Here is a 17084-nt window from a genome sequence, read left to right as displayed (position 1 = left end):
CTATTTTTAAAGACCAATATTAATACCGAGTATAAATGATTTTGCATTTGGAAATCCGTTCCAGTCAATGCCCTGGCGCAGCCCGTCAAAACCAAAAGAATTTACTTCAGGGTCATAACCTTTATATTTTGTAAGCAACAGCAGGTTTTTTCCGGAGATGTAAAAGCTGCTGCGGCCTAAACCCATTCTTTTCATTACTTGATCAGGAAGGGTATAGGAAAGCGTTACATCACTCATCCTGAGAAAGCTGGCATTTTCTACAATCCTGTCAGAAATAACCGTTATATTTGAAGCGCCGATACGGGGAGTAGTGTTACCGGGGTTTTGCGGCGTCCAGATACTGTTATATACATCCTGCCTTATATTACTGGTGCCAAAAGTCCCGGCCTCAAAATAGTCGTTGGCGTTGATCTTTTGAATCCCTTGTACCCCGTAAAAGGTGGATGACAAATTGAACTTTTTATAAGAAAGATTAAAGCCAAAGCCATAAGTGTAAGCCGGGTTTGGGTTTCCGATAAAAGTTCGGTCGTTTGCGTTTACCACGCCGTCGCCATTAACATCAACAAACTTTACATCCCCAACTTTAGGACTGGCGCCGCCGGTTATGATAGAGTAAGTAGTAAGCTTTTTGGTACCGTCGGCTGCAGTATAGGTAATATCGTTTAAGTTCTGAATAATGCCATCTGTCTTGTAACCATAAAACATTCCCGGGGCATAGCCAACTGCAAAAATATTGGCATAATCCTGATAAAAAGACTGGCCAATTGCGTTTCCGGTAAATGCACTTAACGTATTTGCACCAAATTGTGCCGGTAATTGGCCAATATCCAAAACTTTTGATCTGTTAACTGCAATATTACCATTCAGGCTTAATTTAACAGCGGAATTCCTTAATATTTCTCCGTTAAGCGCTAATTCGATGCCCTGGTTGCGGATAGAGCCCTGGTTTACCAATAAACTTGTAAACCCGTTTGATGCGGGTATCGTTTTGGATAAAAGCAGATCGGTAGTAGTTTTACGGTAAACATCGATACTACCGTTAATCCTGTTTTTTAATATTCCAAAATCCAGACCCAAATTATCTGATTGAGTAGTTTCCCAGGTAAGATTGGTGTTGGCGAGCCCCACAGAAGATGCGGCTAAAAGTTTATTGCCGCTTGGATCAGCATACGATATATTAGAAGTGGTGAACTGATTGATGGTTGAATAAGGTGCAATGCTCTGATTTCCGGTAATGCCCCAGCCCACCCTTAATTTAAGCTGGCTGATCAAACCGCTGTTTTTAATAAAATCCTCCTGGTCTATTTTCCATGCCAGGGCAGCAGCCGGAAAATATCCCCATTTATCTTTTTGAAACTTACTTGACCCATCAGCCCTAAAGTTTAAAGTTGCCAGGTATTTACCTCCAAAAAAGTCGAAATTAGCCCTTCCTAAAAATGAGGCGATCTGATAATCGGATTGAAGCGGAGTAGCCACATTAACCACATTTGCAAGCGCTAATCCTTTTGTTCTCAGAGAATAAATATTAAAATTTGTCCCGGTAACGTTATTGATCAGGCTGTTGTAATTATCATAAGTAGCCCCTAAAATGCCATCAAATTTAAAAACAGGACTGATCTGCTTATTGAAGCCTAAGATATTTTCAATGGTATAATTAGTGCTGTTAGTATTGGATACCCCAAGATTACCATTGGTATTATAGCCAGGAAATAATGAGGTACCAAACCACCTGGCCCGATCATTGTAACTATTAACGCCGCCAACCCTAACGCTATAATTAAAAGCATTTGAAATGGTGTATTTAAGGTTAAGTGATCCGTTAAAATTGCCGGTATTAGCGATATCATCATAATCAGCTAACCAGCTGTTAACACTTGTACGGTTCTCATCATTAAGTATGCTATTGGGCGGCAATATAAATGGCTGGCTGGATAATGCATCCCTGGTGATATTGGCATTACCCGTGCCCCTTAAGTTATCACCACCCTGCGACATGTTATTTTTCCCCATTGAACCGCCCAAAACCAGATTAAGGTTAAGCCTTTCTGTAAGCTTGGAAATTAAGGTTGCCCGGAAAGTGCCAAGTTTTAAACCCGATCCCCTGCTAATTCCCTGGATATTTTTAAAGCCGCCAGATAAATAGTAAGTGGTATTGTCTGTACCACCGCTGGCGCTTAAAGCCGCATTTTGAGAAACAGCATTATGGTAGGCCACATTTTGCCAGTCAACATCCTGAATAACAGAATAGGTGCTTGGATCGGATGGGTTATAGGCAGGCCCGGTAGTTCCTGTTTGATAAAACCGCACCTCATTACCAGAGAAATAATAGCTGGGAAGTACACCGCCAGCAGCATTCTGACTATTTTGATAGTTGGCATAATCTGTTGCATCTAACAAGTCCCGCTTTCTTGCTATTGTTGAAACTGTAGTATTGTAACTCAGGTTTAGTTTAGCGCGCCCTTTCTTTCCTTTTTTTGTTGTAATGATGATGACCCCGTTTGCCCCGCGCGAGCCATATATGGCTGTTGCAGAGGCATCTTTTAAAACATCTATGCTTTCTATATCTTCCGGATTAAGTGCTACCAACGGATTCTGCGCTGTTTGAATATCTGAACTGCTGAAAGGTGAAGGTTGTGCGGCGCCGGTAGATTGTTGCGGCACATTATCAATTACATAAAGCGGCTGATTGTCGCCCCTCAAAGAGTTTGCACCCCGGATGATCACCGAAACCGCAGCGCCGGGCTGGGCGGTAGTTGTTGAAACATTAACCCCTGCAATTTTCCCCTGAAATAACCTGTCCACCGAAGTAAAAGTAGCCGCTTCTGTTTCCGTTGGTTTTAAAGAAGCCACCGCGCCTGTCAGGTCACCTTTTTTTACAGATCCATAACCTACGACAACCACTTCATTAAGCTTGGATTCATTAACTGCCATCCGTATCGTACCCAGGTTGGGTTTGGCAGGCAGTTCTTTGGTTAAATAACCGATAAAAGAAAATTGCAATACCGCATCAGACGGGACATCAGAGAGGGTAAACTCGCCATTTAAATTGGTTGAAACTGCTTGTTGCGACCCTTTTACTTTTACGGTCACCCCGGTTAACGGCTCTCCTTTTTCATCCACTACCTTTCCTTTTACCTGGATCGGGGCAGCATTTGTATGTTGCTGTTTCTCTTTTACAACTACCGTATTTTCATCAATGGTATAACTAAAAGGCTGATTAGCAAAAGCATGCACCAGCGCTTCTTCCAAACTTGCGTTTTTCAGGTTTATATTTACAGGTTTAGCTTTTTTGATAAGCGATGAGTTATAAAAAAAGTCATACCCACTCTGCCTGCTGATTTTTTTCAGCACATTTCCCATAGAAACGTTCTCCCCGGAAAGTGTAATTTTTTGTGCATAGCCACCTGCCCTTGCCTGGAACAGGATTGCTATCATCAAAACGAAGGTTAGCTTCATGATCATCAGAACTTTTCGGTGGGAATAGGACATACTATTCGCCATCCAATAATAAATTTTCATAAATTTGATTTTGGGTTTAATAGAGGTTGTAGTAAAACTGATACTAATGAAAGCCCGATACATGGCCTGAAGTGTTAGCAGCACTTCGGGCTTTTTTACAAAGCTCAAATGGTTCTGAAAGTAAGTTTAAGGCATAACCGTTACCCTCCTTCCTTCTACCCGAAACCTGACATTTCCTGTCAGTTCCAATATCCTTAAAACCTGGGATAAATTTTTAGAGCGTGATATTGTACCGCCAAATTTCTGGTCCAGGTTAGCATGCTGATATACAATTTCTACATTATACCAGCGCGAAAGCTGGTTCATGATACTTTTCAGGTCATCGTCGGCGAATTGAAAGTAACCGTTTTTCCAGGCCACAGCATCTTCTGCATCCACATCTTTTACCGTAAACGAGTTGTTTTTTTTGAGGATTAAAGCCTGCTGGCCCGGTTTCAAAACCTTAACCTGGCCATCGTTCATAGCAACTTTTACCGATCCTTCCAATAAGGTGGTTGCAACAGCACTTTCATCCGGGTAAGCACTGATGTTGAAATGAGTGCCTAATACTTCAACAACCTGATATCCGCTGACTACGCGGAAGGGCATTTGGGCATTTTTTGCAACTTCAAAATAAGCTTCGCCGGTGATTTCCACTTTTCGTTCGCTTCCTTTAAAAGAAGTTGGAAAGCGGATGGATGACAGGGCATTTAGCCAAACCTCCGTTCCGTCTGCCAATACCACCTGATATTCCCCTCCCACCGGAGTAGAAATAGTATTATATGCAACAGTTGCATCGTTTGAAGCCTGTTTTTCATTTACAGTGTATCTCAAAAGCCCCGCGGTTGTTTTACTTACAGTTATTCCATTTTCATGGGCAATAGCTCCCGAAAAATTATTGTCCAGTACAATCTTCCTGTTATCGGCCAGGGTTAAAACTGCACTGCTTTTACCCGGCGCTATAGTAGTTTGATAAGCAGATGCCAATTTTGGAACGTGCCTCTGTTTATTTTTTAGAAAAAGCATTCCGGCAATCATAAAAAGGACAACAGACGCAGCATAAAGTGAAAAACGGATACTGCGGGGGGCAAATAAGTTTCTTACCGCTTTTTTATGGATAGGCAAAGCGTTATAAATATTGTCCAGATCTTCCTGCAACTCTTCCTGAGAGATGTCTATGTTTGAGTTTGACCGCGCATATTGAATATACCAGCTTTCGAGCAGGGCACGTTCCTGGTCTGTTAACGTACCTAACCGGTATTTCTTTAATAATTCCTGAGCTTCTTTTTCTATCATTACGTTTAAGGTTTTTTCGCCTTAATTATTGTAACGACGATTAACCGGGCAGGCAGTAGTACTTTAAAAAATATAATCATAAGAACTTATGCGCAGAAACCCTTTACGCTTAGGATTAGCCATGCTTCTTTTATCACCTAAAAATCAGTGTTCAGCATATTTCTATAAAAAAACCAGGAGGCTTAATTTTTAGGTGATAAAAGAAGCATGAAATATGAAGGGCAGAATTTAGAAAAATGATATAAGGTTATCATTTAATCCTGATCAGCTGGATAATTTCAACGACGGTTAGGGCAATAATAACTACTGTATCCAACTTAACCTTCAGCTTTTTTATGGCTTTGGTGATGTGTTTCCGCACGGTGTTTTCACAAATATCCAATTCTTCAGATATTTCCCTGTAGGATAGCTGTGTTTTCCTGCTTAGTTCAAATACGGCCCGCATTTTGGGTGGCAGTTCCGCTATCTGTTGGTCTATGATTGCCGTTAGTTCTTTTTCACGTAACCAATCATCCGTAATAAATTCGCCCTGATCAATAAAAGCTTGTAACGATTGCTGATATCTGGCTGCAACTTTTTCGTGCGAGAACACATCCAACACCTTATTACGGACCGAAGTATAAAGATAAGATGCGAGTGAAGTTGTTAAAATCAGGCTTTCCCTTTTTAACCAAAAGCTGGCAAAAATATCTTGTATAATATCTTTGGCCTCGTCCCTGTCCTTCAGCATTTTCAGTGCATGCTTGTACAAGGCCCCGCTATAACGGAAATAGATCTCTGAAAAAGCATTTTCGTTGCTTTGCTGAAAAAGAGCGAACAAAACTTGTTCCGGCAGGTCTTTATACGGCCGGTTTTCCATATTTGCTTTCATGTTTCAGATCAAACACCTCCTCTTGTATAAACGGCATAATAGCTTTTTTAAAAACAGGTAACGCACTGATTTAGGTTGATAATTTCGGAAGTGCAGAACCAATCAAATGAATAATTAAGTTATACATAAGACTTTTAAAAATACAATTTAAAAAAGCATTTAAAGAAATATTAAATTAAAAATATTTTGCATGGGCTTATTTATAGTTTTATCAACAGAATTGAAAATAATTTTTTATGCCTGAAATTTTGGTTTTCAAGTCCTAAACCAATTCAAAAACAATAAAAGTTGCGGTTTTTTAGGCGATAAAAGAAGCATGAAAATATCCTGAAAAAACCTACAACAGATATTAATGCTGTAATTTAAACTTATCGCCCACCGCCTGGAGCAAAGGCTGCGTATCTGTTTGTTTCCGGTAAAGGTATCCTCTTGATAATTCCCAGATCATTACCCCTCTGAACCCCTTTTCTATCGCATAATTGCATTTGATGCCAATCGATATGGCATCATCATAAGTGATCATTTCCTTGTTTTTTTCATTGGTTAAATAAGGCACTTTTGAAGCATCGGACCAGTTGTAAACCCAACCGGGAGCGTTGAGATAATTTTGGACGATATCAGCATAACTTAAAGATATTGATGCAGATTTTGCCCCGTATAATCTGGTATAATCCTGATGCAGCCAACCATAAAACCCTAAACCGACTACCAGTTTATCCAAAGGGACTTTTCTTTGCAGATGAAAATATTCGTACATCGATTGGTCAACGCTGATATTTCTTCCGGCAGCAATTGCCTCAGGAGCAGGATATAAAGGGCAGTTAAAACCTGCAAATTTGGTGAAGCTTGCTTCATAACCATAAGTCATGATATTAAACCAGTCGCAATAGTGGGTAAGTGCTGCAAAATCGTACCATTGGCCTAAGGCATCCAGTTTGGGGCAGGCAAGCGTTATCGTAAATGGGCGGCCATGATCGAGCTTATTGCTCTTGTCCACCGCATCGCGCAGCTCTCTTGTAAATTTGGTGATCCCCTCCCCTTCTTGTTTTGATCCGGGATATTCATAATCCAGGTCAACACCGTCAAAATGGTATTTAACGCATGTTGCCAAAACATTTTGAATAAAAGAACTTCTCAGCTTATCATCCGCAAATAAGCCTTTTAGGTCTGAAGCATGCAGGTCATTTCCTCCGCATAATCCCAAAATAACTTTCACCTTATTTTTGTGGGCTTCAGCAATCAGCCTGGAAGCAAACCCGAAAAATGTTTTTTCTTTCAGGTCATATTTTGCAAAAACATCTTCCGGGCCGTGATACCGGAGCGCAGGATCTGTTGCTGAAACAGGTTCCATAAACGACAGGATGATATGGGTGAGGTTTTTGTATTCCAGGTTATCCCAATCAAAAGGATGCTGTTTGGATATGGTGAGATAGCCCGCTACAACCTTGTTTTCAGTTACCTGGGCCCGGGAAAAAAGAGAAAAAAACAGCAGCGGAAAAAAGCAAATTAAGTTTCTGTTCATTTTAACAATCCGTTTGATCTTTAATTTTTCAGTTATTTTTTCATCCTTTATCAGGAGTTTAATAAATGATGTTCATTTATTTTCGATGCTTCTTTTATCGCCTAAAAATCAAGATCCTTTAATGCTTTTGGAGATCAAGTTTGTATCCACAATTTATGGGCATAAAAGAAGTATCGTACAATATGCGGCAGCAATTTTATTTATTTAACCGGATACCATGCTTCTTTTATCAACCAAAAACCTTAACGCATGCGGGCTTTTGATGCAGAACGCTTATTGATTTTAGGGTGATAAAAGAAGCATGAAGAACAGGCTGAACAAAGCTTTTATTGCCCGGCCTGGTTAAACACCAGTTTTACAGCAGGTAAATTAAAGGTGGGGTTAACTGCCACCTCCACTGTTCTGGGCAAGCCTGTTGTATTGGCTTTGATGCTTACCGGCACTTCTAAATCACCCGAACCATATACCCTGGTAATGGAGCACCAGGCTTTTTTATCGTCTGGCACTACAATCCACCAGCCATCAGCGCCAGCGGTAATCAGAATGCTTGATGTTCCACCAGCGGCAGGCAGGGTTGCAGTGCCCGCTTTAATGCTTGCACTAAAAGGAGAAGGCTGGGGTTTGACGGGAAGATCATCTTTTCTACATCCCCATAAAACAGAAGACAATAAAAGTGTAGCGATTATATAAATTTTTAATTTCATTAGGTTGATTTTTTAATGATTAATGTTTATTTATTAACAATTACCAGCCGGGATTTTGCGTCCACTTTCCTGCCGTTAACTGAAGCATCCGGTCCTGGATTGGCAATAGGTAATCCCTTCCCAGATTAAAACCATAGCCAGCAGGCAGGGTATTTTTATACGGGTCCATATATCTTTGCGCATCTCCGGGAGTTCCGGTCAAATAAAAGTTAATGGATTTCCCTGCAGGAGGAGTATCATAATACAACAAGGCATCTTTGTAAAAGCCTGTAGTTTTATTTTCATTGGAGATATTGCTGCCCACAAACAAAACGCCCAGCGGCCTTTTGCCTGCAATCAAAACATCTGCCGCCGCCCAGCGCATAATATCATCTAAACGGCTTCCTTCCGCTGCAAATTCTACCCTGCGTTCCCGGCGTACACATTGTAATACCTTGTCCAGATTTTTAAACGGATACCCAGGATCGGTGTTGTATTCCCTGTCGAAATCCACTCCTGGCATGCCTGCACGGTCGCGCAAAGGCTGTAAGGCCGTTTTGATCTGATTAGGGTCTTCCCCAAGCTCTGCAACAGCTTCGGCAAAGTTTAACAAAACCTCTGCATAGCGGAACTGGATGGCAGGAGCGGAACTTTTAAAATCATCCGAAGTAGCAGACACATCTGTATATTCAATATATTTATGCAGCGGGAAACCAGTGGTGCTCCTGTTGAAACCGCTTTGGTTAATGGGTGGAAAAGGAGGAACAACAACGCCAGGCCTAAGCGGATCGCCGGGTATTCCGGCAGTTTGGGAAAGCCGTGGGTCACGCTTGTCGGCCATTAGTTCATTGGCATATACGCTCTGGATTTGTGTGCGTAACTGACCTGTAAAAGGAGTTCCTGTACGGGTAAGGTAATCATCAACTAAAGAAAGTGTTAAACCAATATCTCCGCCATCGGTAGATAAATATTTACTTACGCTGTGGCCAATGTTGTCATTTACGTTGTATTTGCGCCACAGCATTACTTCCCGGTCTGCAGAAAGGTCTTTCGTGATAAATAAATTGGCATAATCAACCAATGGCTTCCCTGTTGTGGAAACCGCCCACCTTCCGCTGCTCATTACCGTGCTGGCCGCAACTTTTGCCTGTGTAAAGTAATCCTTTATTTTTGCATCGGTTACCTCTTTTGCCCAAAATGGGTCTCCTTTGGCTTTATGGTATTTTTCCCAGGTTGCTTCGTATAAAGCCACTCTTGATTTTAAAGTTAAGGCAACATCCTTATGTACCCGCATGGTTGCACTGTTGCTAACTGCAGGAAGCAAAGTTACCGCCCTATCCAGATCGGCCAGTACAGAATCTATCACCAAAAGGCGGGAATCCCTTGGCACCTGGGTCATTTCCTGATCAGCGGTAAGCACATGGTTTACCCAGGTTACCGGTCCATACTTTTTTACCAGGTTAAAATAAAAATATGCCCTGAAGAACTTAGCCTCGCCCAGGTATTGATTGATCAGCGTTTGATCGCCTGTGGCGTGCTTATAATTTTCCAGGAAATAATTTATACTTCTGATGACCGTATATTCACTGATAGCTGTAGCGTTGCTCAAGGCTAAGCCACCATTAAGCCTGGTGTTCACATTCGTGAAGATCATGTTATCGCTGTTAGCATCGTCAAAAGCAATACCTGCCCCGCCTGTAACCCCTGGCTGCCCCGGAAGTTGTTCGTAAAACTGATTGACATAGAGCCTGAGTTCATTGGTAGAGGACAGATTACCTGCCGTAGATAGAACATCCAGCGGCGGCTGGTCTAAAAAATCCTTTTTGCAGGATACGATGGTCAGCACTAATGCAGCCAAAAACCATATTTTTAATAAGTGTTTCATATACTGATATTTTAAAGGCCTATATTAAGTCCGATGGAATAAACTTTACTTAACGGATAGATTTTACCAGCATCGGCGCTTGGAGTCAGCAGGTTGTTATTTTGGTCTGAAACGGTAGCAAGCGTTTCAGGATCAAGCATTTTAGCCAGCTTGGTAAAGGTTAGCAAATTCTCCCCGGTAAGAAAAACATTCACCTTTTTGAGTTTCATTCTGCTGATGAGGGCAAGAGGAAGGTTATAGCTTAAAGTAAAATTTTTCAATCTTAAATAAGATGCATCCTGAAGATACCTGTCAGAAATTTGCTGCGTTTTGTTAATATAACTATTGATAGACCCTACTGGCGAGGCATAAGGATTTGGATAATAAGCATTTGGGTTAGCTGGCGTCCAGTAATCCAGGTGCTGTTTAAACACAGTTACCTGAGCTAAGGCTCCGGAACCCCAAAAATAGGCATCTCCAAGCTGTGGCGCAAAATCCCTTTTGCCTACGCCTTGCCACAACATGTACATTGATAAACCTTTCCAGCTTAAAGAGCCGTTTAAGGAGTAAAGGTATCTGGGCGTTGAATTGCCAATAATGGTTAAATCGCCCATATCGCCAACCTTATTGGCGCCACGGTTAATTTTATTGTCCCCGTTTAAGTCGCGGTAAGCCACATCTCCGGGAACCCATGCTATGGAGGTCAGGTAAGAACGGTCTAACTTATTATATGCTGCCGCATCCGCTGCATTCTGAATTAATCCGGAGGTTCGGTAACCCCATATTTCACCTACGGTCTTCCCTTCATACCAGGTAGCTGTAGGATTAGATTTGGTTGGGTTTTGATATTTAGTAACGATTGATTTAGAATCAGCAAGCAAACCACCGATCGTATAAGTGATCTTTTCACTAATGTTTCCTCTCCAATTTAAGGAAATTTCCCAGCCGCGGTTGCGTAAATCTGCATTATTGCTTACCGGAGGGGTTGTTCCATACATATCTGCGATATCAAGCGTAGGACCTAACATGTCGCGGGTATTTCTTTGGTAAACATCCAAAGTTAAATTAAGGCGGCCCTTAAATGCAGACATATCTAAACCGAAATCAGTATTCTCCACTTTTTCCCAGGTAACGAAAGGGTTAAAAGCGCCAGGGGCATATATATTGGCTTCCCTCCCACTTCCAAAGTAATATCTGGGGCCGGTACCTATACCGGGTGTAGATACATTCATGTTTTCAGAATAAGAATATAAACCTGCGCCGGATTGGTTTCCCAGAAAGCCATAAGAACCCCTTATTTTCAACTCATCGATCCAGGAAACCTTATCCTGCATAAACTTCTCTTGCGCCAGGTTATACCCTGCCGAGAACGAAGGAAAGAAACCCCACCTGGAACCTGCTGCGAACCTCGATGACCCGTCATAACGCCCATTCATTTCCAGCAAGTATTTACTCTTGTAATTATAGGTAAGCCTGCCAAATGCACCCATTGTGGCCCAATGCGTACGCGATTCGGCAATGGTTTGAGCGCCGGTAGACAAGGAGATGCCCGGGCGGTTGGCACTGATCAGGTCCTGTGCGTTGGCAGTAAGGCTGCTGTATTGGTTTGATTCCTGCTGGTATCCAACAGTTAGATCAAAGTTGTGCTTTTGCTGTATCGAGTAGGCGTAATTGGTATAAATATTGGGTGAAAGGTAAGTAACCTTCTCCATCGTTCTGCCATAGCTTCCTTTTATCGGGATGTTATATTCTGATCTGTTCACCGCTATCGGAGTTCCGTCGATACCATAAATGGTGCCTGGAAGTTTCAGGGAAGACGACTCGTTGCTCTGTTGCCTGAGGTTCAGGTCCATAAATATCTTCCATTTTTTTACGGGCTCAAGCTCTAATCCGGTCAGTAAAGCCAGCGTTGTATTGTTATTTTGCGCTTTTGAGCCCGACTGAAGATACGGGACCATCGATTGTTCAGACCAGTTGCCATTCAAATCATAAGGAGAAACATTCGGGCGCATACGGGCCAGATTATGAAAGAACAAGTTTTCAAAGCCTGCAAGAGGTGTAACGTTTTTTGAGGTTGTGTATTTAGTGTTTGCTTTTACTTTGATCCATTTGGCTAATTGCGAAGTTACTTTTGCGTTGAGGTTATACCTGTCGTAATTGATATCGGCATACCTCAAACTTCCCCCTTCGTTATAATAACCGCCCGAAATGTAATATTGTACCTGGTTACTGCCCCCGCTCATGCTCAGGTTATGGTCCTGCCTTACAGCAAATGGTTTATAATGGAGTTTAAACCAGTTGGTATTGGCTACCCCATTTGAGCTATTTTCCCAATTGGAATAGTTGTTACTGTTTACCTCAGGAAAGATGGACATACCGGTTGGGTCATTTATATATTTAGCCAATAACGCGAGTTTATCGTCTGAATATTGCTTCGTGCCCAAAGCATTGAAGGTGGCAGCGTTAAAATAGTTGGCAAATTCAAGTGAGTTTGCCATATCCGGCAGTTTAACAGGAGAAGTTAAACCTACATTGCCAGAGTAGTTTAAAGACATTTTATCTGCACTGCCTTTTTTAGTGGTTACCAAAATAACCCCATAAGCCGCCCTTGCTCCATATATTGCTGCTGCAGAAGCATCTTTTAATACAGAAATTGACTCAATATCATTGGGGTTTACATCTGCCAGCGACATTTCCAGGCCATCAACCAATACATAAGGGCTATCGCTTCCGCTTAAATTGGCCGTGCCGCGAACATTTAAGTTAAAACTTTGGCCCGGCTTGGTATTGCCGCCTACATTTACATTTAAGCCAGGCACCAATCCTTGTAAACTTTGGGTGACGTTAACTACAGGCCTGTTCTCCAGGTCACTGCCTTTAACTACAGAAACCGCCCCGGTTAAATTTTCTTTCTTCTGCGTTCCATAGCCAACCACAACAATTTCGTTTAAACTGCCTGATTTCGCCTTCAATTTAATAACCATTTCAGATTTAGCAGCAGCCTTCACTTCCTGCGTTTCGTAACTTAAAAACGAAACTACCAGAACAGCATTTTCATCAATCCCTTTAAAACTGAACCTGCCATTTGCATCTGTCATCGTACCTGTAGCAGTTCCTTTAACTTTAACCGAAGCCCCGGGCAATCCCAGGCCGCTTTCGTCAACCACTTTACCACGGATATCCATTAAGATATTCTGAATATTTTTAAGGAGGCCCTGCACGCGCTTTTCCTGCACGACAATAGCTTTTGATTGTATGGAAAACTCAAAAGGCTGATCCAGAAAACATTGTTTTAAGGTATTCTCTAATGTCTCTTCTTTTACGTTTATGGTTACCGGTTTTGCGCGTTCAATATCCGTAGAGATAAAGACCAGGTCGAACCCACTCTGCTTTCTTATCTGCTTCAAAACCTTTTCGAGCGGTTCGTTTTTTGCGGATAACGTGATCTTTCCCTGCGCCAGGCTAACGGCCTGGGCCTGTAAAAGAGCGGTAAACATCAGTAAAAAGATCAGTTTCATGGCCAGCAGGATTTTATGTACCGTACAGGAACCTCCGGATGATTTAAAGTTGTAAATTTTCATACATAGATTGTTTAGGTTTAGAGTGATGGTATATTCTGTATTAAAAAATTGTGGTGGATCAATAATCCTTGTGCAGTACAAAGAATATTGCAGATGACAGAAGCGCCAAGAAAAAGCATGCTTCTTTTATCGCATAAAAATCAGCGTTGCATACACTCAAAAACCTATAGAAAGTTTAATGATTTTTGGGTGATAAAAGAAGCATCAAAAAATACCGGGTAATAATTGAAGGACTTCTGAACAGATCCGGCTAAAGTAGAATTACGGCATAACGGTAACCCTCCTTCCTTCGGTCTTGAATTTTACTTTTCTGGTCAATTGCAAAAGGTCCAGCACCGCAGACAGGTCCTTCTCCTGGGAAATAGAACCGCCTATCCTGATGTTGTTAAAATCCTTTTCATAAAAAACATCCACATCGTACCACCTGGATATTTTAGACATGACCGACTTCAACGCCTCATTATTAAAAATAAAGTTTCCGTTCTTCCAGGCCAATGTTTCTTCTGTGTCTGCATTTTCAACCACCAGAGCTTGTGCTTTCAGTACAGATTGCTGGCCTGGTTTAAGCACTACCTCACCAGAACCGTTAGCGCTTATTTTAGGTCCTGTTGGCCTGACACGGACACTTCCTTCCAGCAAAGTGGTTTTAACAGCTCCTTCATCTGCGTAAGCGTTGATGTTGAAATGCGTGCCGAGAACTTCGATCTCCTGTCCGGCCCCGCTTTTTAAAGAAGAAGCCGTGGTAACTTTAAAAGGTATTGCTTTATTTTTTGCTACCTCAAAATAGCCTTCGCCCGATAGTTCAACCTTTCGCTCCTTCCTTGTAAACTGGGTTGGATATTTTAAGGACGAAGCAGCGTTTAGCCATACTTTTGTGCCATCTGGCAGTTCTATTTTGAACTTTCCGCCCCTTGGCGTTGTGATGGTGTTAAAAACTGATGTATTGCCTGCAGTTTTTGGATTAGGGTTTTGAGCAGTATAAATTATTTCGCCTGCTGTGGTTTTGGTGATAGAGATATTGGATTGCCTGGCAATTGGCCCGGAACGGGAAACGTCAAGGTCTATTTCTGAACCATCTGCAAGCGTAAGAACAGCTTTGTTGGTACCAGGCGCAATAATGCTCCTGTGCTTTTTGCCGATGACAGCCTGAAAACGGTTGTTGCTGTTGCTGAAGAACAAAAAAATACTTATAAACAGCGTAACCAGAAGCACGGCAGCAGCCAGCTGTAGCCACTGCAGTTTGAAATAAGCTTTCGAAACCACAGGTGGCTTTTCTGCAGAGAAAGTTTGCTGCCGGATATGGTTATACATCCTTGCCTTTACCAAATCTTCCTCATCCGGTTCATCTGCCAGCCATTCTACTTCCTCTAAAGAGGATGACCTATACCACTCCAGCAAACGTTCACGCTCTTTGGCAGACGCTGTATGGTGCAGGTATTTTTGAATTAAGGAATTTATTTCTTTTTGTTGCATGCGCTTTTTCCAGAAAAGAGGTAAAGATGATCTTGAAATGCTTTTATTTCTGGGTTAAAACAAGTTTTGCATCGTCATCCTGGTACTTGTCGATCTGCTTGTTCAATTCGTTTTTCAGTTCTGCCGTGATCTTTTCGTAGCCCTTTTTGCCATACAGGTTGTTCATCTCTCCTTTGTCGTTTTGCAGGTCGTACAACTCCCAGTTGTTCACCCTTTTATAGAAACGGATGAGCTTATACCGTTTGGTCCTGACACCAAACTGAGGGGAAACCGCATGTTCTCCATTTTCATAATAATGATAATACATTTCATCGCGGCCTTTGGCTTTTTTGTTATTGAACAAGGGCAGCATAGATTCGCCCTGCATGTCTTTTGGAATGGCCACTTTAGCCGCATCCAGCATGGTAGGCGCAATATCAACGTTCATCACAAAATCCTCAGACTTGGTTTCGGGTTTGATCACACCGGGATAACGCATTACCATCGGTGTCCTGAAGGATTCTTCATACATCCACCGCTTGTCGAACCAGCCATGCTCGCCTAAATAAAAACCCTGATCAGACATATAGATCACGATCGTGTTTTCTGTTAAGTGGTTCTTATCCAGATAATCCAGGGTACGGCCGATATTGCGGTCCAGGGATGTGGCCGTGCTCAGGTAATCGCGCATGTAACGCTGGTATTTCCACTCTGCTAAAGCGTTCCCGGATAAGTGCCTGGCTTTCAAGTCTGCCTGGATCGGTTTGTAATAGGCATCAAATTTTTGTCGTTGGGCGGCATTCATCCGGTTTATTGTGCCTTCTTCTTCGCCTGGCTGCAGCATTTTCAGGTCGTAGCCCATTTGCATATCTTTAGCAATGCTCATTTCCTGCTGCTGGGCAGCTATCCGGTTGGCATAATTGTCATAGAAATCATGCGGCAAAGGGAAGGTTGTTTTGTCAAACCTGCCCATATCGCAAGTATCCGGCAGCCAGGTGCGGTGGGTGGCTTTGTGGCCGATCACCAGGCAAAAAGGCTTGCTTTTATCGCGTTTGTCCAGCCAGCTTTCCGTCTCATCCTCCACAATGTTAGAAACATAACCCTCCACTTTCTTTTTACCGCCGTCCATTGTTAAAAAATCAGGATTGTAATAACTGCCCTGGCCGGGAAGTATCTCCCAGTAATCAAAGCCCTGTGGCTGGCTTTCCAGGTGCCATTTCCCGATCCAGGCGGTAAGGTATCCGGATGCTTTCAACTGTTTGATGAAAGAGTCCTGATCGCCGTTGAACCTGGAATTTTCATTATCCTTAAACCCATTTTTGTTGCTGTACTTCCCGGTAAGGATTACGGCCCTGCTGGGCCCGCAAATAGAATTGGTAACGTAAGCTTTGTTAAACGTAACACCACCTTTGGCAATACGGTCTATATTGGGTGTTTGCATCAGCTTGCTGCCGTAGGCGCTGATAGCCTGGTAGGCGTGGTCATCAGAAATGATGATCACGATATTAGGCCTTTTTGCGGTTTGTGCCTTTTGCTGTGCATCAGCCTCAGCTAAATGGACAAAAAACAAGACGCCAAAAAAGGCAGATCTTAAACTATTGTTAAACAAGGTTTTGGTTATTCTCATCATGTTGTTTTTAGGCTTCTTCTCAATTGAGGTTATTGTGTTTTGACCACAATTGACATATTGTACCCTAAAGGCAGGGTTTACCCTTAGTCGGGTTAAATATTTTTTTATTTTTTTGACAAAACGCTAAGCAGATGTTGAGGTTGTTTAAACTTTTTGGTACCCATTTCAATTTGGTCCTCCAGCATGCCCAGGTTTGGTGCCCATGCTTCTTTTACCGGATAAAATTGGTGTTTACATTTAATCAAAGACCTATAAGGTTTTGAAAACCTTATAGGTCTTTAGTGGATCAAAAAAACAATGGTCAACATTTTTTAGGTGATAAAAGAAGCACCGGCCCATAAAAACAAAACCTAAGGACCAACATTTTTAGGTGATAAAAGAAGCATCGGCCCTAAAAAAGAGGAGCAGAAAAAAAAGTTCAAACAACTTCGTTATAATTTTTTGTCAAGATGCGATCTGAAAGGAAATATTCTCTTCCTAACAGCTTATCCTGTACGGGCAATAAGTAATTTCAAATGGCAGGGTTATACAGGTGGCCCATCGGTTAAAGGTTATATATTTGAAAACTGAAAAATTTAACTTTAATAACCAATTATGAATTTTGCCATTCCATTAAAGTCGGTATTAATACTGTTCATCTTATTGTGCATTTCGAACTCATTTTTGTGTGCACAGCAGAAAAAAGCA

The 17084-nt window shown here is 42.0% G+C and carries 9 protein-coding genes; all 9 read right to left on the bottom strand.

All coding sequences use genetic code 11. The annotated features are described in order from the left end of the window. Nucleotides 1-6 precede the first annotated feature (6 nt). The 9 genes from GO621_RS02905 to GO621_RS02865 all read right to left on the bottom strand — a co-directional run bounded on the left by GO621_RS02905 (nt 7) and on the right by GO621_RS02865 (nt 16397). Complete coding sequence (locus GO621_RS02905) at nt 7-3519, bottom strand: TonB-dependent receptor (RefSeq protein WP_232335577.1); 3513 nt, start codon at nt 3517-3519, stop codon at nt 7-9. A 126-nt stretch (nt 3520-3645) separates the two neighbouring features. Then, a complete protein-coding gene (locus GO621_RS02900; protein WP_157564016.1) occupies nt 3646-4794 on the bottom strand; it encodes a FecR family protein in 1149 nt (382 codons plus the stop codon). Nucleotides 4795-5044: 250 nt separating this feature from the next. Continuing rightward, a complete protein-coding gene (locus GO621_RS02895) occupies nt 5045-5665 on the bottom strand; it encodes an RNA polymerase sigma-70 factor (protein ID WP_232335576.1) in 621 nt (206 codons plus the stop codon). 349 nt (nt 5666-6014) lie between these two features. Beyond that, complete coding sequence (locus tag GO621_RS02890; RefSeq protein WP_157564015.1) at nt 6015-7187, bottom strand: glycoside hydrolase family 18 protein; 1173 nt, start codon at nt 7185-7187, stop codon at nt 6015-6017. A 326-nt stretch (nt 7188-7513) separates the two neighbouring features. Beyond that, a complete protein-coding gene (locus tag GO621_RS02885; RefSeq protein ID WP_157564014.1) occupies nt 7514-7891 on the bottom strand; it encodes a BACON domain-containing protein in 378 nt (125 codons plus the stop codon). 40 nt (nt 7892-7931) lie between these two features. Then, on the bottom strand, nt 7932-9755 hold the full coding sequence (locus tag GO621_RS02880) for a RagB/SusD family nutrient uptake outer membrane protein (RefSeq protein WP_157564013.1): 1824 nt from the start codon (nt 9753-9755) through the stop codon (nt 7932-7934). 11 nt (nt 9756-9766) lie between these two features. Continuing rightward, the gene (locus GO621_RS02875) at nt 9767-13315 is read right to left on the bottom strand and encodes a SusC/RagA family TonB-linked outer membrane protein (RefSeq protein ID WP_157564012.1); all 3549 of its coding nucleotides are present in this window, start codon (nt 13313-13315) and stop codon (nt 9767-9769) included. Between the two features lie 261 nt (nt 13316-13576). Further along, on the bottom strand, nt 13577-14788 hold the full coding sequence (locus GO621_RS02870; RefSeq protein ID WP_157564011.1) for a FecR family protein: 1212 nt from the start codon (nt 14786-14788) through the stop codon (nt 13577-13579). 43 nt (nt 14789-14831) lie between these two features. After that, nucleotides 14832-16397 carry a sulfatase family protein gene (locus tag GO621_RS02865; RefSeq protein ID WP_232335575.1) on the bottom strand — a complete coding sequence of 522 codons (1566 nt, stop codon included), beginning with the start codon at nt 16395-16397 and terminating at the stop codon, nt 14832-14834. Nucleotides 16398-17084 lie beyond the last annotated feature (687 nt).

Source organism: Mucilaginibacter arboris (genome assembly GCF_009754915.1).
Classification (GTDB): domain Bacteria; phylum Bacteroidota; class Bacteroidia; order Sphingobacteriales; family Sphingobacteriaceae; genus Mucilaginibacter_A; species Mucilaginibacter_A arboris.
The sequence above is the reverse complement of the archived record's forward strand: the minus strand, read 5'-3'. Positions and strand labels throughout refer to the sequence as shown.

Excerpts from the sequence above, each read along its gene's own strand:
- GO621_RS02905 (WP_232335577.1), bottom strand. The coding sequence starts at position 3,519 with ATGAAAATTTATTATTGGATGGCGAATAGTATGTCCTATTCCCACCGA.
- GO621_RS02900 (WP_157564016.1), bottom strand. The coding sequence starts at position 4,794 with ATGATAGAAAAAGAAGCTCAGGAATTATTAAAGAAATACCGGTTAGGT.
- GO621_RS02895 (WP_232335576.1), bottom strand. The coding sequence starts at position 5,665 with ATGAAAGCAAATATGGAAAACCGGCCGTATAAAGACCTGCCGGAACAA.
- GO621_RS02890 (WP_157564015.1), bottom strand. The coding sequence starts at position 7,187 with ATGAACAGAAACTTAATTTGCTTTTTTCCGCTGCTGTTTTTTTCTCTT.
- GO621_RS02885 (WP_157564014.1), bottom strand. The coding sequence starts at position 7,891 with ATGAAATTAAAAATTTATATAATCGCTACACTTTTATTGTCTTCTGTT.
- GO621_RS02880 (WP_157564013.1), bottom strand. The coding sequence starts at position 9,755 with ATGAAACACTTATTAAAAATATGGTTTTTGGCTGCATTAGTGCTGACC.
- GO621_RS02875 (WP_157564012.1), bottom strand. The coding sequence starts at position 13,315 with ATGAAAATTTACAACTTTAAATCATCCGGAGGTTCCTGTACGGTACAT.
- GO621_RS02870 (WP_157564011.1), bottom strand. The coding sequence starts at position 14,788 with ATGCAACAAAAAGAAATAAATTCCTTAATTCAAAAATACCTGCACCAT.
- GO621_RS02865 (WP_232335575.1), bottom strand. The coding sequence starts at position 16,397 with ATGATGAGAATAACCAAAACCTTGTTTAACAATAGTTTAAGATCTGCC.